The sequence below is a fragment of the Nocardia sp. NPDC019323 genome, from assembly GCF_044389845.1.
In the GTDB taxonomy this organism is placed as follows: Bacteria; Actinomycetota; Actinomycetes; order Mycobacteriales; family Mycobacteriaceae; genus Nocardia; species Nocardia implantans.
Window position 1 is genome coordinate 511,178 of the sequence record NZ_JBIRYN010000005.1, and the last position, 25,781, is coordinate 536,958.

Below are 25,781 nucleotides of genomic sequence, written 5' to 3' on the forward strand. Positions count from 1 at the left end.
GTCATGAGTCGTGCGGCGCAGTTCTCGGTTCGCGGTCCCGGCCCCGCCGGTCTGCGCTTGCGCGGGCTGGCGCTGCTCGCGGCACTGGCCGTGCTGGCCGTGGCCGTCTGGCGCACCTCCGAGCCCGCCCGCGCGGACCTGGCCGGTTTCGACCTCGTGATGACCGGCATCGGCGACGGCGTCGGCACGCACACGCCGGTCCGGCTGCGCGGCATGACGATCGGCTCGGTCGAGGCGATCGAGCCGATCGGCCCCGACCGGCAGCGGGTGCGAGTCGGCGTCGAAGCGCCGCGGCTGACCGAGCTGTCGACGACCATGCACACCCGTTTCGTCTCCGCCAACGTCTTCGGATCGACCGCGCTGGAACTGGTCCCGATGCCGGGCGGCGACCCGATCGCCGCGGGCGCGACGCTCGATATCGGCGATCGAGTCGACAACTTCACCGTGACACGGATCCTGCGCGACTCCGGCCGCGCCGTGGCCGACGTGCTGACCTCCCGCATGACGACGTCGCTGGAGAACGCGGCGAGCCTGACCGATGCGGTGGCTCCGATGCTCACCTCGGCCCTGCTGCTCGCGCGCACCTGGCAGCGCGCCCGGCCCGGCCCGCTCGCCGACCTGCTGCGCGAGTCGGCGGATGTCGCCGAAGGCGTCGGTGCGTTCACCCCGTCGGCGCTGAGCATCCTCACGGCCCTGGCGTCGGTCACCGAACTCGACGACGACCTGCGCACCCGCCAGGCCTCCGACACCATCTCCGAGGTCTCCAACCTCGTGTTCGCCTTCGCCGGACAACTGGTCGGCGCGCTCGGCCCCACCTCGCAGGCGGTGGACATGCTGCTGGACCTGGTGATCCCGCTCGATCGGGCGATGCGGGGAGTCACGCCGCGACAGCTGCACGATCTGGCCGCCGGCATCGACGGGGCGCTGCACCGCCGCGACGACCGGGTGGTGCTCGACGTGGAGGTGCTGATCGCGGCGGTGCCGGCGTTCCGCTTCCCGGTCCAGGCCACGGGCGGTGCGCCGCGATGAGGACACCACGAGCCGCCGCCGTGCGCCTGCTGCTGTTGCTGCTGGTCGTGATCGCCGTGGTCACCGTGGTCGTGCAGGCGATCCACCGGCCGGTCGGCGGCGAGACGACCGAGTACCACGCGGAATTCGGCGACGTCTTCGGACTGCAGCAGAACGCGGACGTGCGGCTGCGCGGCGTTCAGGTCGGCAAGGTGACCGGCATCTCGCTGACCGCCGATCATCGCGCCACCGTCCGCTTCACCCTGCTGTCGCGGTATCGGCTGCGCAGCACCGACCGTATCGCCGTCCGCTTCCAGAATCTCACCGGGCAGCGGTATCTGGCGGTCACCGCCGAGGGGCGAGGAGCGTTCCTCGACCCGGCCCAACCGGTGGTCGACACGGTCGACTCGTTCGACATCACCACCGTGTTCAACGGATTGCGCCCGCTGCTGCGTGAAGCCGATCCCCAGGTGTACAACAGGTTCGCCGCCCACCTCGTCGCGATGGTCGAGGGCAGCGACGGCGACATGGCTCCGCTGCTGCGCGATCTCGCCACGCTGACCGCCTACGCCGAGGACCGCACCACCGTCATCGCGACCATCGTCGCGAATCTCGACGCGCTGTCGCAGCGGCTGCGCGGACGCTCGGCCAATCTGGAGAACATCCTGCGCGTCTTCCACTCCATCTTCATGCCGGTCGCCAGCCGGATGGAGGAATTCCTGAGCCTGATGGACAAGGGTTCGGTCGAGATGACCGAGATCGTCCGCACCGCCGAGGCACTCGCGCGGCTGCTGCTCGGCGCCCGTGACAGCTCCGACGCGCTCACCGAACGCATCCACCAGGCCATCCCCGACACCACCGCCGCCGTGCGCGCGCTGTCGGCCCTGCCCGGCCTGCTGGAAGCGCTCAACGCGCTGATCCCCCGCTCCGAGCCCTCCCGGCACTGTTCGAACGGCACGGTCGCACTGCCGATCACGGCGGCCGTGCTGCTCCACGGCCGCCCCTTGACCGTTTGCGAAGGGAGTCGGTGATGCGATTGGTCCCGGCGCGTCCCGTCGTCTCGCTCGGGCCGGAAACCCCTTCTCCCCGAACGCAATTGACGTGGGCGCTGATCAGCGTCATCGCTGTCACACTGGCTTTCACGACGGTGGGCGTGCTGTATCTCCGCCCGCCGGACTCTGTGACCTATCGGCTGCACTTGCCGGAAACGGGTGGACTGACCACCGGCGACAGCGTACGGATCGCCGGCGTGAAGGTGGGCCGGGTGCTGTCGATCCGACTGGGCGAGGATCACGTCGAGGTCGAATTCATCGTGCGATCCGAACAACGTCTCGGTGACCGCACCGCCGTGGACGTGCGGATGCTCACCCCGGTGGGCGGGCTGTACCTGGCGCTGCTGCCAGCGGGCGCGCAGCCGTTGCGCGCGCCCATTCCGATGGAGCGCGCGCACCTGCCGTTCCTGGTGAACGAGCTGATGCCGGAAACCGTCAGGGTGACCGACCAGATCGACACCGAGTCGCTACGCAAGACGCTCGACGCCGCGGCGCACGCGCTCACCGACGCCCCCGGCGCGGTTCGCCAGGCGGTGTCCTCGCTCGGTGCGGTGGTCGGCACGCTGGCCGAGCAGAAGGATCAGGTCCAAGGGCTGCTGGCCCTGTCCAACGAATACCTGGCGACCGCGCGGGACAACGAGATGCTGGCCACCGAGGTGATCCGCGCCTACGCCGTGCTCGGACCGCAGATCGTGGCGGCGCGATCCAAGGTCGAGATCTTCGCCGACAAAGTGACCGCCGTGGTCGGGCTGCTGTTCGACTTCCTCGCCGGTCCCTACGCCGAGAAGCTGGAACCGCTGTTCTTCCCACTGGAGCAGAGCCGCGATCTGAGCCGCGAGCTGCTGAGTTCGACGGACGCCGTCATCGCCGCGATGACCCACACCATGGAAGAACTCGCCGGACTGGCCGGACCGGAGGGTCGAGCGCTCATCGATCAGAGCGGCCTCACCGTGCGCCGCCCCGACGTCTGTCTTCCGGTCCCGGGAGCGGGGTGCTGATCATGTGGCCGATGCAGAGCGGACGACGCCGGGCGCCTGCGATCCTGATCGCGACCGCGGTGGCGGTGACCGCGGTGGCCGGCGCGGCGATCCACGACGCCGAGCGCCACACCCGTGCGGTGTGCGCCTTGTTCGACGACACCTTCGGGCTCTATCCGGACGCGCCCGTGACGATCCGCGGTGTCGCGGTCGGGAAGGTGCGAGCGCTCGTGCCCGACCACCGACACGTCCGGGTGGAGATGACCATCGGCGAGCGCCCGCTCTCGGCTCGTATGCGGGCCGTGGTGATGAATTCCTCGATACTCACCGACCGTCGCGTAGAACTGGTGGACACGCCGGTGCGGGATGGACCGGCGCTGCCCGCGGATCACTGCGTCGCGCCCGACCACACGGCCACGCCGGTGAGCGTCTCCGACGCGCTCGGCTCCTTCACCGGACTCCTCGACGATCTGACCCGTCCCGGACCGGACGGCGCGACGCCGTTGCGGGCCCTGCTCGACGGTACGGACCGCGAACTGCGCGGACTCGGCCCCGCCGTCGACCAGCAGCTGCGGCAGCTGTCCGACCTGCTCGCCGCGCCGGACGCGTTCCTGGCCCAGCTCGGCGAACTACTGGACAACTCCGCCGAGCTGAGCCGGTTCGTCGCCGCGGAATGGAGCGACATCAAGACCTCGCTGATCACCTTCGGGCCGGGGCTGGAACTGCTCGAACGCACGCTGGTGATCGTCAAGATCCTGGTCGGCAAGCTCGCGGCGGCGATCGGCCCGCTCGACCGGCTGTTCAACCACCACTTCCCCTACCTGATGGAGATCCTCGAATCCTCGGTGCCGATAGTGACGCTCGCGCGCACCAGAGCCGAGGAATCCCGTGATCTGCTCGCGGCCATACCGGGGGTCATGACGATGTTGCGCAGCATGATCGAAGACGGGTCCGGCCTCAGCTTCGACTATCGTCCGCCCGCCGTCGTTCTCGGCGCGGCCGATGCGACGGCGCTGTGCGCATCGGTGCCGGATCCGCCTACCTGTCAGGCGCTTTCGGCGCACGCGGCCCAGCTGCCGTTGCCACTGGCCGTTCTCGCGACCGTCGGAGGCGCACGATGAACGGATGGCGACGGCCGAGTGGTCCGCGGCTGCTGCTCGCGGGCATCGTCACCCTGCTGCTCACCGCCTGCGGCTGCGGTTTCGACCCCAGTGACCATGCCCTGCCCGGCACCGGCGTCGACGGACCCGCCTATGGCCTCGCGGTCGAGTTCGAGTCCGTGCTGAGCCTGCCCGCGGGCGCCCGGGTCAGCAGCGACGGCGCCGACGTGGGCCGGCTGCGGTCGATCGATCTCCTCCCGCACGCCGCGGTCGCGCACATCGACGTGCGTTCGGACGTGCGCCTGCCCGTGGGAACGCGCGCCGAACTGCGGCAGAACACCGTCCTCGGCGACATCTACCTCGCACTGCTGCCGCCGCCCGGCGACGCGGTCGCACTGCTGCGCGACGGGGACACCATTCCGTTGCGCGACACCGACACCGGCCCGCAGATCGAGCAGATACTCGAGCGAATGGCGGCGTTCGTCAACGGCGGCAGCGCCGCCAGGATGCAGGACGCCGTCGAACAACTCGACCGCGTCCTCCCCGCTGATCCGGCCGAGACCAGGGAACTGGCGGGCCGCGTAGCCACCGACCTCGGCGCCGCGGCCGACGGTGTCGGCGACATCGACCGGATCGTCGCCGCCACCGATCAATTGGCGCGGCGGCTGCACCAGATGCGCGAGGAGGTCGGATTCCTCTTCTCGGAAACGGCTGCGCGGCGGCTCGGCCGTGTCCCCGAATTCATGACCGCGGTGCTCAACGTCGTGATCGATGTCAACACGCTCACCACCGGGCTGGACTGGCTCATTCCCCGGCTGCCCCACCTCAACGACGCGCTGGAGCGAACGGCGGTGCTGTTGCGGGACCCGTCGCCCGATGCCGCCGTCTGGACCGGCAACGGCGCGCTGCTCGCGGAGTTGCTGTCCGGCAAAGTGGTTCCGTTCCTGGGCAATCCGGCGCTGGAACTGCGCCGGGTCGGACTCGCGGGCAGTCCAGACCGCGATGTGGACGCGCTGATCCTGCTCCGGCTGATCGGAGTCCTGCCATGACCAGGATTCCCGCCTGGCTGTCCGGCGTGGCGCTCGCGGTGGTCACCGCGCTCGGCAGTGGCTACCTGGTGCTCGGTGTCCTCGACCTGGAACCGATGGCCGCGCGCGACCATGTCACGGTCCGGATGGACCACGCCGCCGGCCTGCGCCCCGGCTCGGCCGTCGTCTACCGCGGCGTGGACATCGGCACCGTCGACGAGGTGCGCAGCGTGCCAGGAGGTGTCCGGCTGCGGCTGTCCTACGACCGTGCCCGCCCGATCCCGGTGAACAGCGTGATGAAAATCGAGAACCTCTCCGCGCTGGGCGAACCGGTCTTCGCCTTCCTACCGGGCGAGCCCGGCCGCGCCGGCTACCTGCGCGACGGCGACGAACTCGCCGGCTCGGTCGACACGCCCGCCACCGTGCCGGAACTGCTGGCGGCTTCGGCGCGGCTGCTCGACCAGGCCGACGCGGCCGCGATCAGCCGGTTGGTGGACACGTTCGCCGCGGCGGTCGAGCACGCCCCGCAGGTGGCTCCGGCGATCGAGCGGGCCGCCGGACTGCTCGCGGTCACGCTCGCTCGGCACGAGCCGTCCCTGGAAACGGTGTTGCGCAATCTGCTGCGGCTCATGCCCGACGCCGACTGGGTGCGGCCCGCGCTGACCGCGGCGCCGCCGCAACTCGACCGGTTCGGCGCGACGCTCGGCGTGTCCTACCAGTACCTGTTCGAGGGATCGGCCCTGCTGCGCGGCCGTGAAGTGCTCGGCTCGTGGCGGGAAGAGGAACAGCAGTTCGTCGACTTCCTGAGCCGGCTCGCGCCCGAACTCGGCGCGCTCGGGGTGGCGCTGCGGCCGGTGTCCTCAGCCGCCGGGCCCGCGCTCGGGGCGGTCGACATGGCCACCCTGCTCGACCGCGCCCTCAGCGCACTGCCCGGCGACCGCCTGCGGATCACCCTCCGGACAGCGCAGGCCGACGAAGGAGAACGATGAGCACCACGGACCGGATCCGCCGGACGACGCCGGACGGCACGACATCCGAAAGCGCCGCTGCCGACGATGCGGAACCGGCGGATACTTCCAGCGAACCCGCGGGACCACGAGTCGGGCGCATTCGCGGGATACGCGCACTCCGTCGATGGGCCCGTCCCACCGCCGCCGTGGTCGCGGCCGCCGTCGTGACCGCGGTGGCTTTCGCCGCCGGGCGGCTCAGCGCCGGTTCCGATGACGAACTGGCGTCGTTGCGCGCGCAGCTGGCCGTGGACGCCGCCGCCGAACAGGCCGCCTCGTCGTACGCGCTCAATGTCTCGCAGGTACGCCCGGGTGACATCGAGGGATGGCGCAAAGCCTTGCAGGCCGGCGTGAGTCAGCAACTCGCGCCGAAGCTCTCGGCTGCCGTCGACGTCGTCGGGCCGTGGTTGTCGCAGATGGAATACACCGCGACCGCGAAACTGCTCGCCGCGAAAGTCTCGCGCCGCGACGGCGATCTGTTCGTGGTCCAGGTGTTCGTCGACATGAATTCGCGCAGCAGACAGACCCCGGAGGGCGTCACCGCCACCGCCGCCTACACCGTCACGCTCAACCGCGCGGCCGCCTGGACCATCACCGACGTCGGCGGCGTGACTCCCGATCTGCCCGCACCGACCCCCGCGCCTGCACCGGCGCCCCGATGAAGCGCGATCCGCTTTCGCAGTCCATGAGACAGGAGAAGATGATGACCAGAGCCTCACGCGATTCCACCAGCACGATAGAAGCCGCGCGCCCCGGTGCGGCCGCCGCAAGGGTGGTGACGGTCGACGGAGAACCCATCGAACTGGTGTCGCCGGACTCCATGACCGCCGAAATGGTCGGCCATTGGACCTATCTGGTGGTCGAGGGCGCCGCGTTCGCGATGCAGGGGCTGCATCCGGTGATCCGCGATGTCGTCGACCGGTATTCCGTCGCCCGCACCGATCCGCTCGGCCGCGCTATCCGCTCGGTCGACTCGGTGTTGCGCTGGACCTACGGCGGCATGGAGGCCATCGACGAGGGCAAACGACTGCGTTCCCTGCACGAGCCGCTGACCATGCGCAACGCGGAGGGCAGACATATCAGCGCCCTCAACCCCGAGGCGTACCAATGGGTCATCGCGACCGCTTACGTCACCACCGCCAAGGCGGGGCCGTTGCTGATCGGACGCGAGTTCACCGCGACGGAGCTGGACGATCTACTCGCCGACAACATCCGCATCGCGCGGATCCTGCGCGTGCCGATGAAGGGCTATCCGAAGACCAGGGCGGAATTCGACGCCTACTACGAGCACATGGTGTCGGATGTCCTGTGCGCCACCGACGACGTCCGGCAGCAGTTCGCCGACCTGCGCTCCGGTGACAGCGAGCAATTGCGGGCGCTGCCCTTCCCGGTCCGCTCCCTGGCGCGTGGGCTGGCTCGTCCCCTGCTGCGGTTCAACTATCTCTCGATCGTGGGAATGCTCGATCCGCGCCTGCGGGCCATGATCGGGGTGGAATGGAGCGAGCAGGAGCAACGGCGACTCGAACGGATCTACGCGGTCATCCGCCTCGCCTACCGGGTGCTGCCGGAGCGACTCACCTACTTTCCCATCGCCTACCACGCCAGGAAGCACCACCGGTGCATCGAGCGGATGAAGCAGCGAGAACTGAAATCCGCGGCGTATCGCGTGCGTCCCAAGCAGTAGCCGCTGCCGGAACGGGCTAACCGCCGCCGGGATGCGGGAAAAGCAACGGGGCGAGGAAACGCCGGGCGAACTCCTTCGCCGCCGCGGTGTCGGCCAGCGGCAGCGCGCCGTGCGGGTTCGAGATGAACGACATGGTCAGGCGGACGAACAGCTCGGCGACCACCTCGGCATCGAAGACACCCAGTTCGCCGCGTTTCTGCCAGTGCACGATGAAGCGCGCGACCAATGTCCTTCCCTGCTCGATGAATTCGTCGCCGGTGAGGAAGCGGGTGAGTTCCCCTGCGGCGGACGAGACGCGGAGGCTGCGCGTCAGCAACCGTGGGGCCTTCGCCTCGCTCACGAACGCCGAGAACATCTCCGCCAGTGCGCTCACCGGCCCCGCCGAGCGCTGCACCGCCTCCGCCACGATGATCCCGACGCGTTGCGATTCGGCCATGAGGGCATAGCGGACCAGGGCCGATTTGGTGCCGAAACGGCGATAGACCGTGGCGACGCCGACGCCGGCCTGCTCGGCGATGCGGACCATCGTCGTCTCCTCGAAGCCGACCTCGGCGAAACAGTCGCGGGCGGCCTCGACGATGCGACGGGATCGGGCATCCAGCGCGGTGAGATCGGCCCACGCGTCGCCCACCGCGTTCAGGAACTCCGCGACCGCCTGTTCACCGCCGCGTCCCTGCGGGCGCACGGAGGCGTGCGGGCCGGCCGGGCCGACGTCATCCGCGGCCTTTTCCCGCCGGGTGCTCGCCTCGGGCTTGCTCGAATCGTTTCGCTGCGCCCTCATCGGCGTGAGCCTACCGCGCATCGTTCGCGTCACCTCGCCACCACCATCGGCTCTTCCACCGCCCCCGTCGCAGCGGATCTCGTCGTACCACTCCAGAAATGATAGTCTTGAAGCTATGTCACTATCACCCGTAGTTCAGAGGTGACCCATGGCAACGAACGCAGAGCTGCCCGTTGTTTCCGAGCCCGCCACCGCAGCGGCGCTGTCCGATCGGGTGCGCCCCGAGGTCATCGCCGAGTTCCGCAAACACACCGGCAGTGTGCTGTCGGGCGTGTTCGCCGGCGCCGCCTTCGATCAGGTCGCGCTCGTCCCCGTCGCCGCCGCCGTCGACCGCACCGGTCGCTTCGCCGCGAACTTCGCCGACCGGGGCGTGCGTTCGGGTTTCTCGGCGCTGCTGGCGATGTGGGGCGATCCGGCCGACCGGCTGGCCGAGGCCGAATGGCTCAAGCAGCGCCACCGTGACGTGCACGGCCGGGGCCGCGGCGACTATCGGGATGTCCGCTACAGCGCCCTCAATCCGCAGACGTGGATCTGGGTGGGGGTCAGCGGGATGTTCGTCGCGCTGAACACGTTCACCTACTGCACCGGGACGGTGCTGCGGCCGGAGGAGAAGGAAGCCGCCTATCAGCTGCTGCGGGAAGGGTTTTCCGGGCTGGAACTGGCCGCGCGGTCGGGCAAGCTGCCGCCGGACCTCGCGTCGGCGACCGAATACTACGACGCGATGGTGGAGCGGGAACTGGCCGCGAACCCGTTCCTGGTCGAGCAGTTCGCCGGCCTGACCCGGCTGCCGTTGCCGACCCTCGGGCTGCCGCCGCTGGCTCGTACCGTGCTCATGCCGTTGTGGCTGCTGCTGCGTCCTCTCGCCGGTCACGTGATCCAGGTGTGCTCGGCCGAGGTCATGCACCCCGGCGTCCGTGACATGGTCGGCTTCGAGCTGAAACAGCGCCATCACCGGGAGTTCGCGGTGTACGTCTGGTTGCTGCGGGCGGCGTGGCGGCTGCTGCCGGATCGCCTGCTGCTGCTCCCGCTGGCCTACAACCGCCTGCAGTACGAGAAACTGGTCCGCTACCACCGAAGGTTCGCGCTGGACTCCTTCGCGCCGCCCACGAGCACGGCGGGCGGCTGCCCGATCTGAGGCGGGGCCACCGCGCCGATGGCCTGATGATAGTCTCAGGAAATCTGACTATCGCTACGCTGAGCCGTCCCCAGCTGCGGCACCGCGGAAGCATACGGGCATGGTGTGCCTGCGTGGAACACGATGGTCCGCAACACAATCGGGCCCGTCCCGGTAGGAAGCCCCGGCGATTCAGCGGCTCGGGAGCGCCGCGTGGCGGGTAGCGTGTGCCGCTATGGCGACCCCTGTGGTGTACACGGCCACCTACTCCCATTCGGCCGAGGCGCTTCGCGCGGCGTTGTCCGACGAGCAGTACTGGAAAGACCGGGTCGATGAGGTCGGCGGAGTGCTCGTCGCCTTCGACGCCGCCGACGACCGTGTGCGCGTGCGCATGACGCAGACCGTCGCGGCGGCGGAGTTGCCCGGCGTCGTCACGGCGGTGCGACCGGAGGGCCTGGTCGTGACCCGCACCGAGATCTACGCCCGCGACGGCGGCAGTTTCGACGCTCGCGTCGAAGGAGTGCCCGCGCGGGTGAGCGGCACCGTCCGGCTCACCGAGTCCGGCACCGCCGCGGTGGCGATCGTGGACGGTGCGGCCGAGGTCGGCATCCCGCTGTTCGGCAGGAGGATCGAAGGCGCGGTCGTCGCCCGGCTCCGCGACGTGCTCGCCGCGGAAGCGGAATTCACCGATACCTGGATCACCGGCCACCGCCGCGTCGATCGGTGACCGTCACGCAAGCCCGCGGACACAACCGATCAAGCGGTCGCGGTCACCGCACCGGCGTCGTGCTCGGCTCCGGTCGTCGGCCGACGGCCCAGAGCGGGGGCGATCAGCTTCACGGTGTCGTGCAGGATCTGCTCGTAGTCGGCGCGTTGGAACTCGTACGGCAGTTCCAGCCGCAGCTCCGAGGTCTGCGCGAGCACCGGATCGGCGCGCAGCCGGTCGACGATCTCCACGGCGGGTCCGACCAGATCGGGCGCGAACAGGACGCGCCGCTCCCCCTGTGGCGCGAGGGTGCGCTCGTGCCTGCTCGCCGCGTATCGGCGGTACCGCTCGCGAGTGGCGCGGTCGGCGCTGTCGAACGGGACGATCACCCGCCCCACCGCTACCCGGGCGGGCCCGGCCGGATCCACCAGCCGGCGATACTCGGTGACCAGGCTCGACTGAGTAGTGGCGAAATCGTCGCTGTGCTCGCCGAAGACGATGTTCCCCGTCAGCAGGTTCAGGCCGTTCTCCCCCGCCCAGCGCACCGAACGGCCGCTGGCGCCGCCGTACCAGAGCCGGTCGATCAGGCCCGGATTGTGCGGCTGTAGCCGGGGCCGCTGAGTGTTGCCCGGGGAGTGGATCACCGTATCGGAGGCACCGAGGTAGTCGCCACGCAGGTTCTCGATCAGCCGGGCGATCCGCCCGTAGGACAGATCGTAGGTACGCCAGTCCCCGTCGAAGACCAGATCGCCGATCAAGTCGGCGTGCGGCGGTGTGCCCGCGCTGAATCCGGCCTGCAAACGGCCCCGCGACAGCACATCCGCCAGCGACAGATCCTCGGCCAGCCGGAACGGGCTTTCGTAGCCGATGGGAATCACAGCAGTGCCGAGCTCGATTCGACTCGTGCGCTGACCGGCGGCGGCCAAGAAGACCGCCGCCGACCCGACGCCGTGCTCGAGATGACGCTGCCGGATCCACGCACCGTCGTAACCGAGGCTTTCGCCGTACTCGAACAGCCGCAGTGTGTCCTCGAGCCCGGAGTAGGGGTCGTCATCGGGATAATTGCCCGGCGTCAGGAACGACAATGTCCTGATCCGGGGCGTCGTGTCGCTCATCGAACTCCGCCGCGTTCGTACGGCAGCTTCTCACCGGCTTCGATCGCGAGCGGGAGCCGGTTTTCCGCGGGCGGCAACGGGCAGGTCGCCAGATCGGTGTAGGCGCAGGGCAGGTTCGCGGCCCGATTGAAGTCGAGCCGCACCGATCCGTCGGCCTCCGGCGGCGACAGTTGCAGCACGCGGTTGGCGGCGTAGGTGGTGACCCCGGAGGTCTCGTCGGTGAAGAGCACGGTCAGGCCGCCCGGGTCTTTGCCGGGGAAGGCGGTCAGGCGCAGCGGCCGTCCGTCCAGCTCGAACTCCACCTGGCCCGGCGCCTCGTAGACATGTTCCAGTCCTTCGACAGCGGCGCCGACCGTGGTCGGCCGCGGCTGCGGGAAAGCGACATACCGCCCGGTGACCACCCACTCGGGATGTGGCGGGTACGCGGGCGTGCCGCGGAACGCCGTGCGCAGCGGGTTGCCGGGGTGCCGCGGGCGGACGATGTCGTGCCCGCCGCGCTTGGCGACCTCGATCACCGCGTCACCCCAAACGGCGTTCACCCCACCGCGTTCCGGGATGACCCCGAACACATGCCTGCCGCGCACGGGTGTGCCGTCGACCACCAGTTCGTCACCGTCGTCGAGAACCACCGTCACGCCATCGGCGCCGGTGGACCAAGCGCCCGGCGCGTCGGGGAATCGCTGCGGCGTCTCCGAAAGCCAGTGCAGATTCGTGATGGCCAGGAAACCGTGCGGGTCGGCCAGCCGCGCTTCTTGCCCGCGGTGCCAGTCCTGCCAGTCGGCCACGAAGGCGTCGGTCGGAGTTGCCGCGGCGGCCTGCGCTGTCATGTGGTGCTCCTCGTCTGCAGCCGTGCCCGTCCCCGGTCCGGTGCCGTTCACGATTCGAGCCGAAATGTCGTGGCACCACTGCGGACTGCGGACGGAGGTGATACCGGATTCAACCGCAGGCCGCGGCGCACCGACAGGATTGCGATCAGCGCGAACGCAACCGGCCCGCGCGCCGGCTCTCATCTCGTCGTGTGCGCGCCACCGTTGACGTGAAGGGTCTGGCCCGTGATGTGCCTGGCGTGCGGCGAGGCCAGGAACTCGATCAGCCCGGCGACGTCATCCGGATCACCCGCGCGTTTGTCATGGGTGGCCTCGATCAACGAGGTGCGTCGTTGCTCGCTCAGCTGCCCCTGGAAGAAGTCGGTGTCCTCGATGTAGCCGGGCGCGACCGTGTTCACCGTGACGCCGCTGGGCGCCAGCTGCGCCGACAGCCCGGCCGACCATGCCGCCAGCGCCGCCTTCGCGGCGCCGTAGGACCCGGCGGCGTACTCGGCGCCGATCGAGCCGACGTTGATCACCGCCCCGCCGGGTCGCAGTCGCTCCCGCAGCGCCGAGGTCGTCAGGACCGCGCTGAGGAGGTTCGCCGACAGGTTCGCCGTCCATCGCTCGGCCACCTCCGCCAGCGACGCCGCATCGGCGCTTCCCGCGGCGAGATCGGTGTTCCCGCCGGCCATGTTCACCAGCACATCGACTTCGGGCCCGACCGACTCGGCGAAACTCTCCACCTCCGACGGAACCGCCGCGTCGCAGACGATCCCACGCGCTCCGAGCTCGCGTGCCGTCCGCTCGACCCGTTCCGGCGATCGCCCGGTGATCACCACGTCCGCCCCACTTGCGGCGAACCGCTGGGCCACCCGGCGGCCGATTCCCCCGCTGGCCCCGGTGACGACGACCGTTCCGCGCATTCTCGTCTCCTCTCGCTATATTTAGCACTAAATGTAACGAGGAGAGCGAATTCCGGCAATGACGCACGAAACACACGACGAGATACCGTCACCCGCACAGATCGCCTCCGCTTGGCGGCGCGAGCTGCCCGGCGCGCGGGTCGAGTCGATCGAGATCCTGACGCCGCTGTGGCGGGTAGCCAAGCTCCTCACCGACGAGCGCCAGCGCACCCTCCAGCGGCTCGGCATCGACGAATCGACCCTCGACCTGCTCAGCACCCTGCGCAGATCCGGGCCGCCCTACCAGCTGACCACCCGCCAGATCGCCGCCCGCAGCCTCGTCACCGCCGGCGCCATCTCCCAGCGCCTCGCCCGCGCCGAAGCGGCCGGGCTGATCATCCGCGAACCGACCTCGGCCACCCGGCGCGGCGTGCTGGTCACGCTCACGCCGGACGGCCATCGCCGCATCGAACGAGTCGTCCCCGCCCTGCTCGAGCACGAGACCGCGTTCACCGACCGGCTTGCCGCCGACGAACGCGCCGTGCTCACCGCGGCATTGCGCACGCTCGAGGCGGCGATCCGATCCGCCGAACCGGCCTAGGCCACCGTGGCGCGCCCGAACGGATCAGGTTCCGGACAGATCCGCGGACAGATCCCTGGCTTCCACACCCTCGGGCAGCCGCACTTCCGCCACCGGTTCCGGCCGGTCGTCGTATTCCAGGCGCAGCGCCCGGCAGATGGTGGCATGCATGTCGTAGAGAGTGGTGATGTAGGTGAACTCCATGATCTCCCGATCGGTCAGCTCGGCCCGCAACACCGCGAACACCTCGTCCGGAACGCGCCCTCCGTCGTAGACGAGAGCGTCGGTGTAGGCCAGCAAAGCGCGTTCCAGCGGGGAGAAGCAATCGCTGATCTGCCAGTGCGGGATCGCCGCGATCTTCTCCTCGGGCACGCCAAGCGAGCGCATCTGCTTGCAGTGCTGAGAGAAGACGAACTGGCTGCCGCGGGCGTATCCGGCCCGGCTCTGCCCCAATTCGCGCAACGCCGGATCGAGGGTCGCGTTGCGGTAGACGGCGAAACCGCGCACGGCGTGCCGGAATACCTCCGGCGATTGAGCGAACACCGTCCACCAGTCGCCGGGCGTGGCGTGGATCGTGCCGTGATCGACGGCTGGGTCCTTGTCGGGGCCGAACAGGCGGTCGTAGAAGAACAGGATCCGCTCGTCGGTGACTTCGGCGCGGGGCACTTCACGCAGTCGGGGCATGACGCTTCTTTCGGTTCAGCGCGACGCGGGGATTCGGCGGTCGGCGGCGGTCTTCGGCTCGTGGGAGACGTCGGCCTCGGTGAACGTCCGCGTCCAGCAGGCGAATTCGAGCAGCACGCCGTCGGGATCCTGGAAATAGAACGAACGCACGAACGTCCCCGGGTGCACGTCTCGCGACACACCGGCCGGACTGTCGTCGTGGTTGAGCACGCGGCTGACCTCGATGCCCTCGTCGCGCAGCCGCTGGTAGTACTCGTCGAACCGCTCCGGCGGAACGGCGAAGGCGACATGATTCATCGAGCCGACCGCGCTGAGGAGTTCCCCCGCGTCGGGCAGGCCCCTGGGCGCCGCCACGCCCGGTGCGGCGTCGGGGGCGTCGGCCAGCCAGAAGAAGGCCAGGGTGTTGCCGTTACCGCAGTCGAAGAAGAAGTGCTGCCCCAGATTTCCGGGCAGCTCGATGGTCTTGATCAACGGCATCCCCAGCATTCCGCTGTAGAAATCGATCGTTCGGCGCATATCGGAGCACACCAGGGCCAGGTGATTGATTCCGCGCAGTTCGTATTTCGAATTGGGAGCGTTCATGGCAATCCTTCCGATGAGCGACAATGGTCGCCGACGCAACCGATCCGGCACCGATGGCCGGACAAAAGATGACTTGACAGTCATGTCATCTTCGGGAATAGTCTGTCTCGTGGCGAAGTCATCTGTCAATAGTTCCCCCGCCCCGGTGGACACGCTGACCCCGCGAGGACGCAAGACGCGCGACTCGCTGCTGGACGCGGCGCGGAAGGTCTTCGAAACAGTCGGTTTCCTCGACGCCAGGGTGGAGCACATCGCCCAGGAGGCCGGGGTCTCCTACGGCACCTTCTATCGCTACTTCGAATCGAAGGAAGATGTCTTCGGCGAGCTCAGCAATCGGCTTTTCGAGGACATGCACCGCCGCGAACCGGCGGAAGGCAATCTGTCGCCCGCCGAGAAATTGATCGCGTCCAACCGGTCGTATTACCGGGCATACCGGCGCAACGCGCTGATGATGGCGATCATCGAGCAGGTCGCGACCATCAACGACGACTTCCGCCTGCTGCGGCACGAGCATCGCCGCCAGCTGATCGACCGGACCGCGCGCGCGATCGCCCGCTGGCAGTCCGAAGGCCTGGTGCGCGCGAATCTCGACCCGGAGCTGGCCGCCCGCGCGATGGCCGCGATGGTCGATCACACCTTGTATCTGTGGTTGATCCAGGGCGACGACGCGAACGAAGAGGCGCTGCTGGAGACCCTCGACCAGATGTGCGTCGGCGCGCTCGGCCTCGATCAGGAGCGCTGACCGACCCTCGCTCTATCCAAGAACCCTTACTCGAGTGGGCTTTTCGGTGCCTGCGAGCCGACCGGCGCGTCGCTTGCCGCGACCGATCCCACCATGTCGCCATTCCCCGAGGAGGCATCATGACAACGGGGGCTCAGCCCGGCGCGGACGCGCCCCCCGGCGCGCTCGACGGGTACCGAGTGCTCGAGCTGGGAACCTTGATCGCCGGTCCGTACTGCGGCCGCCTCCTCGGTGATCTCGGCGCGGACGTCATCAAGATCGAAGCCCCCGACCGCCCCGATCCGCTCCGCGAGTGGGGGCAGGCCGCGGGCGGGCACCAGTACTTCTGGTCGGTGCACGCGCGCAACAAGCGGTGCGTCAGCCTGGATCTGCGCACCGAGGCCGGGCGCGAGGTCTTCCTGGAACTCGTGCGCACCGCGGACGTGGTGGTGGAAAGCTTCCGTCCGGGCACCTTGGAGCGCTGGGGGCTCGGCTACGACGTCTTGTCCGCGATCAGTCCCGGGCTGGTGCTCGCACGGGTATCGGGCTACGGGCAGACCGGCCCCTATGCGTCGCGACCGGGTTACGCCTCTGTCGCCGAGGGCGTCAGCGGGCTGCGGTACCTCAACGGGTTCCCGGGACAGGCGCCGCCGAGGATCGCGCTGTCCCTGGGTGACAGTCTCGCCGGGCTCTTCGCCTGCCAAGGCGTTCTCGCCGCGCTGCTGGTGCGGGAACGCACCGGGCGCGGGCAGATCGTCGACGCCGCCCTGACCGAGTCGTCGCTCGCCATTCAGGAATCCACCGTCCCCGACTATCACAAGACGGGACACGTCCGGCAGCCGTCGGGCACCCGGCTCGACCGGATCGCGCCCTCGAATCTGTACCGCTCCAAGGACGGATTGTGGGTCATCATCGCGGCCAACCAGGACACCGTGTTCGGGCGGCTGGCCGCGGCGATGGAGCGGCCGGAGCTGGCCACCGACCCCAGATACGCCAACCACACCGCGCGCGGCGAACATCAGGACGAACTCGACGAGCTGATCGCGCAGTGGGCGGCGGGATTCACCGCCACCGATCTCATCGACCTGCTCGCCCGCTTCGGTGTGGTCGCCGGTCCGGTCAACACCGTCGCCGAAGTGATGACCGATCCCCAGTTCATCGCCCGCGAGATCTTCGTCGACCATCGTGATCCCTCCGTCGGGCCCGCCGACGAGGAGTTCGATCCGGTCCCGGTGAAAGGAGTCGGGGTGGTCCCCAAACTCAGCGACACACCCGGCGGTGTGCGGTGGGGCGGTCCCAGCCGCCCTGGCACGCACACCGACGAGGTCCTCGCCGGGCTGCTCGGCTACGACCGGGACCGGCTCGCCGCGCTGCGCGCCCAAGGCACGATCGCGTGACCGCGCCCGCGCAGGTCGAGATCCGGGAGGTGGGGCCGCGCGACGGCCTGCAGATCGAAGCGCCCATCCCCGCCGAGGCCAAACTCCAGCTGATCGATGCGCTCGTCGCGACGGGCGTCGGCCGTATCGAGGTCACCTCCTTCGTCTCGCCCCGGGCGGTTCCGGCACTCGCCGATGCCGAGACCATCGCCGCCCAGCTGCATCGATGGCCCGGTGTCGTCTTCTCCGCGCTGGTGGCGGGGGTCGGCGGTGTCCGGCGAGCGCTCACGGCGGGCATGACGCGGCTCGAATACGTAGTCTCGGCCTCGGACGGGCACAGCGTGGCGAATGTCGGTCGCACGAGCGAGGAATCGGTTGCGCTCATCGCGCCCATCGCCGATCTTGTCCACGCCGCGGGTGGCGAGCTGGAGGTGATCATCGCCATCGCTTTCGACTGCCCGTTCGACGGCCCCACCCCGCCGGAGCGAGTCGCCGCGATCGCCGCCCGCGCGATAGCCTCCGGCGCCGACAGCCTCTCCATCGCCGACACCGTCGGCACCGCCACCCCGCGCCGCACCGGCGCGGTGATCGATCTGGTGCGCGCGGCGGCCCCCGGCATCGACCTCGGTCTGCACCTGCACAACACCCGCGGCCAGAGTTCGGCCAACGCGTGGTCGGGCTACTTGCACGGCATCCGCCGGTTCGACTCGTCCGTAGGCGGTTTCGGTGGCTGCCCTTTCGCCCCGGCCGCCAGCGGGAACCTCGCCACCGAGGAACTGGTCTACCTGTTCGAAGACAGCGGCATCGCCACCGGCATCGACCTCGAGGCGACCCTCGACGCCGCGCGTCTGCTCTCCCGCCTGCTCGGCAAGCCCGCCGACAGCAACCTGCTGCGCGCGGGCGGACGCCTCGCCCCATCCTCCGCCGCCGGGCGCTGACCCGCGCGGCACGTGCTCGAAGAAGAGGACACCCCATGAATGAACTGGCCGATCGTTTCTTCGCCGCCGTCAGCGCAGGCGACGCGACGGCGCTGACCGACCTGTACGCGCCGGATGCCAGGATCTGGCACAACGACGACGGCACCGAACAGACCGTCGCCGAGAATCTGCGCGTGCTGCGCTGGCTGTCGCGCACCGTCGAGAATCTGCGCTACGAGGACATCCGCCGCTACGCGCTCCCCGACGGCTTCGCCCAGCAGCACGTTCTGCGTGGTCATCTGCCGGGCCACGGCGCGCTCGAGGTTCCGGCGAGCCTGTTCGTCCAGGTCCGGGACGGGCGCATCACCCGGATCGACGAATATGTCGACTCGGCCGCGACCCGGCCGCTGCGCGAGGTGTCCACCGCTGCCGGGGAGCGTCGCGCATGACCCACGACCGACCCGCGGGCCGAGTAGCCGAATTGGCCTCGCGGCTGCGTTCTTTCATCGATGACGAGGTCATCCCGCAGGAGGCCGTTCTCGCCGTGCCCGGCGCTGCCGCCGCGGCGGTGCTGGCACGGCTGCGAGAGCGGGCCAAGGAGCTCGGTCTGTGGGCGCTGGGCCATCCGGCGGAAGTCGGGGGCGGCGGCCTGCCGTTCCTCGATTTCGTCTATCTCAACGAGATCATCGGCCGTTCCGAGTTCGGCCAGCTCGCCGTCGGCTCGGTGTCCATGCAGGACACCCTCATGCTGCACCGGCACGGCAGCCGAGAGCAGCGCGACCGGTGGATCGAACCGATGGTGTCCGGGGACATCCTGCCCTCGGTCGGATTGACCGAGCCGGATGCCGCCGGTTCCGACCCCACGCTGATCGAAACCCGCGCCGAACTCGACGGCGACAGCTGGGTGATCAACGGGCACAAGTGGTTCACCACGGCTGCCGAGCAGGCCGCGTTCTGCACCGTGTTCGCGCGAACCGAGCCCGGCACCGCGCCCAGGCACGAACGCATCAGCGCGATCATCGTTCCCACCGACACCCCCGGGTTCGAGATCGTGCGCGCCATCCCGACCATGGGGCACGACCCGAGCGATCATTACGAAGTCCGGCTGACCGACGTCCGGGTGCCAGCGGCGAACCTGCTGGGCGAACGCGGCAAGGGATTCGTGGTGGCGCAGGACCGCCTCGGCGCGGGCCGGATCTTCCACTGCATGCGCTGGCTCGGCCAGGCCCAGCGCGCCTACGAGCTGATGTGCGCCCGCGCGAACACCCGCTTCGCGCACGGGTCGGTGCTGGCGGAGAAGGGCGAGATCCACCGCTACATCGCCGAGTCCGCGGCGCAGATCCACGCCGCGCGGCTGATGACCCTCGACGCGGCGCGCGCGATGGACGCCGGAGCCGACTACCGCGTCCGGGTGGGGCTGGTGAAGTTCTGGGGCGCCCGCATGCTGCACGACGTCATCGATCGCGCCATCCAGGTGCACGGCGCACTGGGCCTGACCGCCGATACGCCATTGGAACGTATGTACCGGCAGGCTCGCTACGCCCGCGTGTACGACGGTCCGGACGAGGTTCACCGCATGTCGACCGCGCGGCGGCTGCTGCGCGACCCCGGGGCCGCACCGTGGCTGTGACGACCTCCGCGGTGACCTTGGCCGACGGCGTGCGCGCTGTCCTGAGCGAGGCGACCGGCGCGCGCCTGGCCGCCGCCGAGGTACGCAGGCTCACCGGCGGCGCGAGCCGCGAGGTGTACGCGGTCCGCGCCACGGACGAGACCGGACGACAGCTCGCCGCGGTGCTGCGCCGTGATCCGCCGGGCCACGGCGACATCGGCCGGATGCGCGCCGAGGCGGCCTGCTTGCGGGCCACCGCGGCGGCCGGGGTCCCGGTACCCGAAGTCCTCGCCAGCGGCGACTCCGCACCGGGCATCGACGCGCCCTATCTGCTGATGAATATGATCGATGGCGAGTCGATCCCCCGGAAATTGCAGCGGAATACGGAGTTCGAGAACGTTCGCGGCCATATCGCCGAAGACTTCGGTTATGTGCTCGGCCTGATCCACCGCACTCCCGTCGACACGCTCACCATGCTCGACGATGCCGATCCCCTCGACGCCATCGAGCGGGTCTATCGCGATATCCGCGAACCCCGCCCCGCCGTGGAGATCGGCTTGCTCTGGTTGCGCGAACACCGCCCGCCGGGCCGGCCCGCAGGCTTGGTACACGGCGACTTCCGGCTCGGCAACCTGCTGATCGACCCCACCGGCATCCGGGGCGTCCTCGACTGGGAACTCGCCCATCTCGGCGACCCCATCGAGGACCTCGGCTGGCTGTGCGTCCGGGCCTGGCGCTTCGGCGCGCCCGCGCCCGTGGCCGGTCTCGGCACCCGCGAACAACTTCTCGACGGCTACCAGCGCGCCACCGGCGACCGTCCGTCGGACGCGGAACTGCACTGGTGGGAGGTGTTCGGCACGCTGAAGTGGTTGATCCTCAGCAGGTTTCAAGCCGAACGTCACCTCGGCGGCGCGGAGCGGTCACTCGAGCTGGCGGCGATCGGCCGCCGGGTCTGCGAATCCGAATACGACCTCATCGACGCGCTCGATCTGCTCGACACAACCGCTCACGGCAATCGCCCCGCGACCACCGAGGCCAGCGTCCACGACCGCCCCGGCGTGACGGAGATACTCGACCTGGTCGCGGAGACCTTGACCGATGACATCGGCCCGGCTCTGACCGAAGACCGCGAGCGGCAGCGCTATCTGTTGCGGATCTGCGTCTCCCTGTTGCGGATATCCGGCCGCGAACTACGCGACGCCGGCGCCACGTCCCGGGTGGCGGAGCTGCTGGATGGGCTACATTGCGCGTCGGAAGCGGAACTGGCCGAGAAACTGCGTGCCGGGGAACTGCCGTACCGGGCCGAGGCCGTTCGCCGGACGGTCTCGGCCGCCGTGCTCTCGCGTCTACGAGTCGCGAATCCGCAACACCACCGGACCCCTTCCGGGAAGCTGCCTTCCGAGCGCTGACGCCGGCCAACTGCGTGACGGGGAAGAGGCGCGTACAGGTGGCGGAGGTACGGCGCGATCTCGCGGCGACCTCCACCACCGCGCCGCCTTCGATCCACCGATACGGCGGCCGGATCGCGGTGTCGCCGGTCGGCGCGGGAAACTCGCCGGCTCCCCGGGCGGCAACTGCCTACCGTGAGGCGATCGTCCAGACGAACTCCGACGCGGAGACGACGCGCATGGCCGTGAACGACAGCACCCGCACGCTGTGGCGTCCGACGAGACCGGATGAACCGGGGCACCTGGTCTCCGGAGGCGACAGATCCGATATCCGGCCCAGCACTCGACCGGCGGCTCCATCCCGGCGCGGATTACCCTCGGTTCGACCCGGACCGACTGCTCCTGGACTACGAGTCCACCGGGTGACTCCGATGAATTCGTCCCGGGCCGACGACTTCGCCGCCCACCTGCACCGGGCTGCGGTCACGGACTCGGGAACGCCGAAAGCCGTTCGACCGGCTCGGAGGTACGCGAGGCAGTCCTCCGAGCCGGTCGAGCCGTCACGACCGATGCTCAGGCCGATTCACTCACACGGGAGAACCGTTCGCGCAGTTCGCGTTTGAGGATCTTTCCGGTCACGTTCTTCGGCAGTGCGTCCACGAAATGGACGCGGCGGGGGACCTGGAACCCGGCCAGGTGCTCGCGGCACCCGGCGACGATATCCGCCGCTTCCGCGACGGCGCCGTCCCGCAGCACCACGACGGCGCAGACCACCTCGCCCCAGGTGTCGTCACGTACGCCGATCGCGGCAGCTTCGGCCACGGCGGGATTGCGATACAACGCCTGCTCCACCATGAGCGACGCGACGTTCTCGCCTCCGCTGATGATGAGGTCCTTCTTCCGGTCCACGATGTAGACGAAGCCCTCCTCGTCCTGCCGGACCAGGTCACCGGTGTGGAACCAACCGTCGGTGAACGCGTCCGCGGTCGCCTCCGGGTCATTCCAATAGCCGACGGTCACCTGATCACCGCGCACCACCATCTCACCCACCGTGCCGAGGGGGACATCGTTGCGGTCGTCGTCGACGACACGAATATCGGCCAGCCGCATGGGCTTTCCCGCCGACGCGAGCAGGCCCGTTTCCCCGGCCGCCGCGCGGCGATGGGCGGCGACATCGAGGTGCAGGACATTGCCGGACAGTTCCGTCATGCCCATGCCCTGATAGAAGTCGCATCCGAAACGCTCCAGTCCCTCCCGCAGCACGGCCGCCGGAATCGGCGCGGAGCCGTAGCCGATCGCTTGCAGTGATTCCAGCGCACGGGTGTCCAGCGCGGGATCCCGGAGCAGGAAGCTGATCATCGTCGGAGCGAGCCCGGTCTGCGTGACCTGCCATTCGCGTACCAGTCGCAGGAAGGTGGCGTTGTCGTAGGCCCGCAGGAAACCCACAGTCGCGCCGAGCAGATGGTTGAGCACCGTGACGTATCCGCCGACGTGGCACAGCGGGAAGCAGAACAAGAAGACCGTGTCTTCGGGCAGCTCCCAGTGCAACGCGGAGGAAGTGATCCCGGTGAGCAGGTTGCGATGACTGATCATCACTCCCTTGGGCATTCCGGTCGTCCCGCTCGTGTACACCAGCCAGGCGGTGTCATCCGCGTCCGGGCGCACCGCGGGAACCGAAGCCGGGGCGCCACCGGCGAATTCCTCCCATCCGAGCAGGCCTTCGGCGGCGCCGATGGAAACTATGGTGTGCACGCCGGGGATGCGATCGCGAATACGCCGCACCACGTCGGCGAATTCCGCCGCGACGATCAGCACGCTCGCGCCGGAGTGCTGGAGCAATGCCGCCACCTGATCCGGGTGTGAGCGGAAGTTCAGGATCGTGAGCACCATTCCGGCCATCGGAACGCCGTAATAGCAGTCGAAATACTCGGTGCAGTTGCCCGACAGGATCGCCACGCGGTCTCCCGGCGCGGCGACCTGCAGCAGAGCGTTCGCCAGGCGGCGGCTCCGATCGCGCAACTGCCGGTAATCGATCTGCTCGTCCTCGAAGCGAAGCGCGAGCCGATCCGGGTGCTTGCGCGCACCGTACTCGATGATGTCACCGACCAACATTCACATCACCCCTCCGGGTCCACACAACGGTCATCACTCGCCTCATCTGATCGCGAGGGGGTTGATCGGAGAGCCGACCCCGCGGGTGAACTGCAACGGTGGGCCCGCGTAGAAGAACTCGTAGCGGCCGTCGGCGGCGCACGCCTCGGCCAATGCCTCGAAGTCGAGCATTTCGGCGAGGGTCAGTCCCATGTCCCGGATCAGGACCATGTGCAATTCGAACGCTCCGCCGGGGTTCTCGCCCGGCATCACTTCGACCGCCCAGTTGTCCGAGCCGACCACCGCCACATCGCGCTCGCGCAACCAGGTGGCGCAGCTCAGGCCCAGTCCCGGCTCACCGGCCATGAACCCGGCCGCGTCGCGATCGGCGAGGAACTTCTTGCGCCATCCCGTCCTGATCAGCAGGATGTCTCCGGAGCCGACGGTGACCCCTTGGGCTTCGGCGACCGCGGTGAGCTCATCGGGACCGATCGCGGTCCCCGCCTCCAGCCAGTCCACCCCGCGCGCCCGCGCCACGTCGAGCAGGACGCCGCGACCGGCGATGCCGGCCGCCTGGGTGTGGATGCCGCATTTCTCCGCCCCCTTGACCGTGACGCCGGAGCCGGAGAAGCCGTTGTAGAGCTGATCGTCGTAGTGCACGTGGGCGAGCGAGTCGTATTGCGACCCCGCCTGCAGCGGCATGAAGACGTAATCGTCCGCCCACTTGAACCCGCCCGGCAGAACCTGTTCTTGCCCGTTCTCCGACATCAGCCGAATGGGGTTGATCCGCAGGCCGCCGGGTTGTGGACCGTCACCGTCGAGGGGAATGCCGAGATGGAAGACCTCACCGGTCCGGATCAATCCGGCCGCGGCTACCACCCGATCGGGCGTGATGAGATTCGTGGTCCCCCGCTCGTCGTCGCTCCCCCAGCGACCCCAGTTGCTCACTTCTCGCCCGAGCGTGCGCATATCGGGAACTGCAGGCACCGATGCCTCCTGACTAACTGATAATGACGTGACAGTCATGTCAACTTTCTTCGCAAAGTGTGATTGCTGACACGTCGCCTGTCAAGCCTCCATGTGCCGCACGGCCGGGGCTCCGCCTAGCGGAACCCCGGCCGTGCGGCACGCGGCGTCAGAGCGGGTGTCGCTCCGCCGCGCCGGCATGCCCGCGCCACGACGCCCGTGGCCCGATTCCGTGGAATCGCCCGCTCGGCGGCGAGTCGGCCAGCGCATCCTCGAGGCGGGAGTGAACGGGCCGAAGCGCGTGGAGGTCGAGGACGGCCACGACGCGGCCCACGACCAGCCGGTTACCGACGATCCGCAGACGGATGCCACGGCGCGAACACGCCTCGGCCTCCTCGGCCAAGACCACCAGCGAGCGGCCGGACATGAAGCGGAGGCCGGTGGTGTCGATCACCATCGGCCCCGGCGCCGCGGTGGTCGTCGTCGCCTCGCGTAGGAGTCGCCGCCACGCGGGCAGGGTGTAGGCGTCGACTTCACCATGGGCGTGGACGATGGTCGCGTCGCCGCGGTGTTCGAAGGTGGCGTCGAGTCCGAGGAGGGCGTCTTTCCACCCATCCGAGGACGTCGCGGCGCCGCCGTCGAGACCGTGCAATTCTGTGCTCATCTGGCACTCGATTCATTTCGCGCGTAGCGCGCTCGATACCGGGCCACCCTGCATCTTCAAGACAGACCCATCCCTCCTTGCTAACAGACGCATGCCCGTCTGTACAGCGGTGGCGCGATTCCCTTCCGCCGGAGGCTGTTTCAAATCCGCCACCGCGTCGGGTTCACGACACGTGCCCGCGCGGCGCGATCCGCCGGATCCGGTCGCAGCCACCCCGATCGACTCGCTGATACGTTGTGCGCCTTACCTTTTCGCATGCTTACACGGCCGGATACATCCGCGTTCGATATCGTAAGAGAAATACTCTCTCTTTATCTCAGGAGTTCCGTGATGCGTCCCCGGCTCGACTATCGCCGCAATCCGCTGTTCCGGGCGTTCCTACCCGCGATGGAGGCGGCTCACCGCATGATCGCCCAATCTTCACTGGAGGCGAAGACCCAGGAATTGGTGCGCATCCGAGTGAGCCAGATCAACGGTTGCTCGTTCTGCGTCGGATTGCACAGCCAGGACGCTCTGGCGGCAGGCGAGGATCCACAGCGGCTCCACCTACTGCCCGCGTGGCGGGAGGCGGCGGTCTACACCGACGCCGAACGCGCCGCCCTCGAACTGGCCGAAACCGCTACGCGGCTCGCCGACGGCGGGCGCGTCGATGACGAGACCTGGGAGCGCGCCCGCGCCCATTACGACGAAACGCAGCTCGCCGCGCTGATCTCACTCATCGCCGCGATGAACGCTTTCAATCGCATCAACGCCATGGTGCGCCAGCCCGCATCGCCGTGGACGCACCCCCGCCGCGAGCAGGCCTCTCGCGGCTGAGCCAGGCCCGGCACCCACCGGTTCCGCAGATCTATTGGCAGATCGCCAACTGGTGGCGGGAACCATATTGACAATCCGCCAACAGCAGTGGACATTTGTTGACG

27 protein-coding genes are annotated in these 25,781 nt (G+C 69.1%); 18 read left to right on the forward strand and 9 right to left on the reverse strand.

Annotated elements, in window-relative coordinates; genetic code table 11:
- Window positions 1–3 precede the first annotated feature (3 nt).
- The 8 genes from ACH49X_RS21715 to ACH49X_RS21750 are packed head-to-tail and all read left to right on the forward strand — an operon-like array spanning window position 4 to window position 7,856.
- Window positions 4–1,029 (forward strand): MlaD family protein, encoded by a 1,026-nt coding sequence (locus ACH49X_RS21715; RefSeq protein WP_195081126.1) that lies wholly within the window; start codon window positions 4–6, stop codon window positions 1,027–1,029.
- The gene (locus ACH49X_RS21720) at window positions 1,026–2,039 is read left to right on the forward strand and encodes an MlaD family protein (protein WP_195081125.1); all 1,014 of its coding nucleotides are present in this window, start codon (window positions 1,026–1,028) and stop codon (window positions 2,037–2,039) included. The genes ACH49X_RS21715 and ACH49X_RS21720 overlap by 4 nt, the downstream gene beginning before the upstream one ends.
- Window positions 2,039–3,058, forward strand: coding sequence for an MlaD family protein (locus tag ACH49X_RS21725; RefSeq protein ID WP_357206182.1), 1,020 nt, complete (start codon window positions 2,039–2,041; stop codon window positions 3,056–3,058). The genes ACH49X_RS21720 and ACH49X_RS21725 overlap by 1 nt, the downstream gene beginning before the upstream one ends.
- 11 nt (window positions 3,059–3,069) lie before the next feature.
- Window positions 3,070–4,158, forward strand: coding sequence for an MlaD family protein (locus ACH49X_RS21730; RefSeq protein ID WP_357104869.1), 1,089 nt, complete (start codon window positions 3,070–3,072; stop codon window positions 4,156–4,158).
- Window positions 4,155–5,186 carry an MlaD family protein gene (locus tag ACH49X_RS21735; protein ID WP_357104867.1) on the forward strand — a complete coding sequence of 344 codons (1,032 nt, stop codon included), beginning with the start codon at window positions 4,155–4,157 and terminating at the stop codon, window positions 5,184–5,186. The genes ACH49X_RS21730 and ACH49X_RS21735 overlap by 4 nt, the downstream gene beginning before the upstream one ends.
- Complete coding sequence (locus ACH49X_RS21740; protein ID WP_195081121.1) at window positions 5,183–6,154, forward strand: MlaD family protein; 972 nt, start codon at window positions 5,183–5,185, stop codon at window positions 6,152–6,154. Before ACH49X_RS21735 ends, ACH49X_RS21740 begins: the two co-directional genes overlap by 4 nt.
- Window positions 6,151–6,834, forward strand: coding sequence for a hypothetical protein (locus ACH49X_RS21745; RefSeq protein ID WP_195081120.1), 684 nt, complete (start codon window positions 6,151–6,153; stop codon window positions 6,832–6,834). Before ACH49X_RS21740 ends, ACH49X_RS21745 begins: the two co-directional genes overlap by 4 nt.
- Before the next feature lie 41 nt (window positions 6,835–6,875).
- Entirely contained in the window at window positions 6,876–7,856 is a 981-nt protein-coding gene (locus ACH49X_RS21750; RefSeq protein ID WP_195081119.1) for an oxygenase MpaB family protein, read from the forward strand.
- A 16-nt stretch (window positions 7,857–7,872) separates the two neighbouring features.
- Here ACH49X_RS21750 and ACH49X_RS21755 read toward each other — a convergent pair whose 3' ends face one another.
- Window positions 7,873–8,637 carry a TetR/AcrR family transcriptional regulator gene (locus ACH49X_RS21755; RefSeq protein ID WP_357206183.1) on the reverse strand — a complete coding sequence of 255 codons (765 nt, stop codon included), beginning with the start codon at window positions 8,635–8,637 and terminating at the stop codon, window positions 7,873–7,875.
- Window positions 8,638–8,785: 148 nt separating this feature from the next.
- Here ACH49X_RS21755 and ACH49X_RS21760 point away from each other — a divergent pair, with 148 nt between their 5' ends.
- Window positions 8,786–9,772, forward strand: coding sequence for an oxygenase MpaB family protein (locus ACH49X_RS21760; protein WP_357206185.1), 987 nt, complete (start codon window positions 8,786–8,788; stop codon window positions 9,770–9,772).
- A gap of 214 nt (window positions 9,773–9,986) precedes the next feature.
- Window positions 9,987–10,478 (forward strand): DUF2505 domain-containing protein, encoded by a 492-nt coding sequence (locus ACH49X_RS21765; RefSeq protein ID WP_195081116.1) that lies wholly within the window; start codon window positions 9,987–9,989, stop codon window positions 10,476–10,478.
- 29 nt (window positions 10,479–10,507) lie between these two features.
- Here ACH49X_RS21765 and ACH49X_RS21770 read toward each other — a convergent pair whose 3' ends face one another.
- The 3 genes from ACH49X_RS21770 to ACH49X_RS21780 all read right to left on the reverse strand — a co-directional run bounded on the left by ACH49X_RS21770 (window position 10,508) and on the right by ACH49X_RS21780 (window position 13,304).
- Window positions 10,508–11,572 carry an LLM class flavin-dependent oxidoreductase gene (locus ACH49X_RS21770; RefSeq protein WP_195081115.1) on the reverse strand — a complete coding sequence of 355 codons (1,065 nt, stop codon included), beginning with the start codon at window positions 11,570–11,572 and terminating at the stop codon, window positions 10,508–10,510.
- Entirely contained in the window at window positions 11,569–12,399 is an 831-nt protein-coding gene (locus ACH49X_RS21775; protein ID WP_195081114.1) for a DUF1684 domain-containing protein, read from the reverse strand. Before ACH49X_RS21775 ends, ACH49X_RS21770 begins: the two co-directional genes overlap by 4 nt.
- 179 nt (window positions 12,400–12,578) lie before the next feature.
- On the reverse strand, window positions 12,579–13,304 hold the full coding sequence (locus ACH49X_RS21780) for an SDR family oxidoreductase (protein WP_357206187.1): 726 nt from the start codon (window positions 13,302–13,304) through the stop codon (window positions 12,579–12,581).
- Window positions 13,305–13,362: 58 nt separating this feature from the next.
- Between ACH49X_RS21780 and ACH49X_RS21785 the strand changes: the two genes are divergently transcribed.
- Entirely contained in the window at window positions 13,363–13,884 is a 522-nt protein-coding gene (locus ACH49X_RS21785; RefSeq protein ID WP_357206189.1) for a MarR family transcriptional regulator, read from the forward strand.
- Between the two features lie 24 nt (window positions 13,885–13,908).
- Here ACH49X_RS21785 and ACH49X_RS21790 read toward each other — a convergent pair whose 3' ends face one another.
- Complete coding sequence (locus ACH49X_RS21790; RefSeq protein WP_195081111.1) at window positions 13,909–14,547, reverse strand: carboxymuconolactone decarboxylase family protein; 639 nt, start codon at window positions 14,545–14,547, stop codon at window positions 13,909–13,911.
- 15 nt (window positions 14,548–14,562) lie between these two features.
- Entirely contained in the window at window positions 14,563–15,129 is a 567-nt protein-coding gene (locus ACH49X_RS21795) for a VOC family protein (protein WP_357206190.1), read from the reverse strand.
- A gap of 109 nt (window positions 15,130–15,238) precedes the next feature.
- Here ACH49X_RS21795 and ACH49X_RS21800 point away from each other — a divergent pair, with 109 nt between their 5' ends.
- From ACH49X_RS21800 to ACH49X_RS21825, 6 genes are all read left to right on the forward strand, one after another.
- Window positions 15,239–15,871 carry a TetR/AcrR family transcriptional regulator gene (locus ACH49X_RS21800; RefSeq protein WP_195081109.1) on the forward strand — a complete coding sequence of 211 codons (633 nt, stop codon included), beginning with the start codon at window positions 15,239–15,241 and terminating at the stop codon, window positions 15,869–15,871.
- Between the two features lie 119 nt (window positions 15,872–15,990).
- Entirely contained in the window at window positions 15,991–17,247 is a 1,257-nt protein-coding gene (locus ACH49X_RS21805; RefSeq protein WP_357206192.1) for a CaiB/BaiF CoA-transferase family protein, read from the forward strand.
- A complete protein-coding gene (locus ACH49X_RS21810; protein ID WP_357206194.1) occupies window positions 17,244–18,164 on the forward strand; it encodes a hydroxymethylglutaryl-CoA lyase in 921 nt (306 codons plus the stop codon). Before ACH49X_RS21805 ends, ACH49X_RS21810 begins: the two co-directional genes overlap by 4 nt.
- A gap of 35 nt (window positions 18,165–18,199) precedes the next feature.
- Window positions 18,200–18,592 carry a nuclear transport factor 2 family protein gene (locus tag ACH49X_RS21815; protein ID WP_195081106.1) on the forward strand — a complete coding sequence of 131 codons (393 nt, stop codon included), beginning with the start codon at window positions 18,200–18,202 and terminating at the stop codon, window positions 18,590–18,592.
- Window positions 18,589–19,773, forward strand: a complete 1,185-nt coding sequence (locus ACH49X_RS21820; protein WP_195081105.1) for an acyl-CoA dehydrogenase family protein — start codon at window positions 18,589–18,591, stop codon at window positions 19,771–19,773. Before ACH49X_RS21815 ends, ACH49X_RS21820 begins: the two co-directional genes overlap by 4 nt.
- On the forward strand, window positions 19,764–21,161 hold the full coding sequence (locus ACH49X_RS21825; protein ID WP_357296696.1) for a phosphotransferase: 1,398 nt from the start codon (window positions 19,764–19,766) through the stop codon (window positions 21,159–21,161). Before ACH49X_RS21820 ends, ACH49X_RS21825 begins: the two co-directional genes overlap by 10 nt.
- Before the next feature lie 552 nt (window positions 21,162–21,713).
- On the opposite strand, the gene ACH49X_RS21830 is transcribed toward ACH49X_RS21825, so the two are convergent.
- The 3 genes from ACH49X_RS21830 to ACH49X_RS21840 form a co-directional block, all read right to left on the reverse strand.
- Entirely contained in the window at window positions 21,714–23,252 is a 1,539-nt protein-coding gene (locus ACH49X_RS21830; RefSeq protein ID WP_357206198.1) for a long-chain-fatty-acid--CoA ligase, read from the reverse strand.
- A 42-nt stretch (window positions 23,253–23,294) separates the two neighbouring features.
- Window positions 23,295–24,200 (reverse strand): cyclase family protein, encoded by a 906-nt coding sequence (locus tag ACH49X_RS21835; RefSeq protein ID WP_195081409.1) that lies wholly within the window; start codon window positions 24,198–24,200, stop codon window positions 23,295–23,297.
- Between the two features lie 166 nt (window positions 24,201–24,366).
- On the reverse strand, window positions 24,367–24,861 hold the full coding sequence (locus ACH49X_RS21840) for an anti-sigma factor antagonist (protein WP_195081103.1): 495 nt from the start codon (window positions 24,859–24,861) through the stop codon (window positions 24,367–24,369).
- Window positions 24,862–25,191: 330 nt separating this feature from the next.
- Here ACH49X_RS21840 and ACH49X_RS21845 point away from each other — a divergent pair, with 330 nt between their 5' ends.
- Entirely contained in the window at window positions 25,192–25,677 is a 486-nt protein-coding gene (locus tag ACH49X_RS21845) for a carboxymuconolactone decarboxylase family protein (RefSeq protein WP_195081102.1), read from the forward strand.
- Window positions 25,678–25,781: the final 104 nt, after the last annotated feature.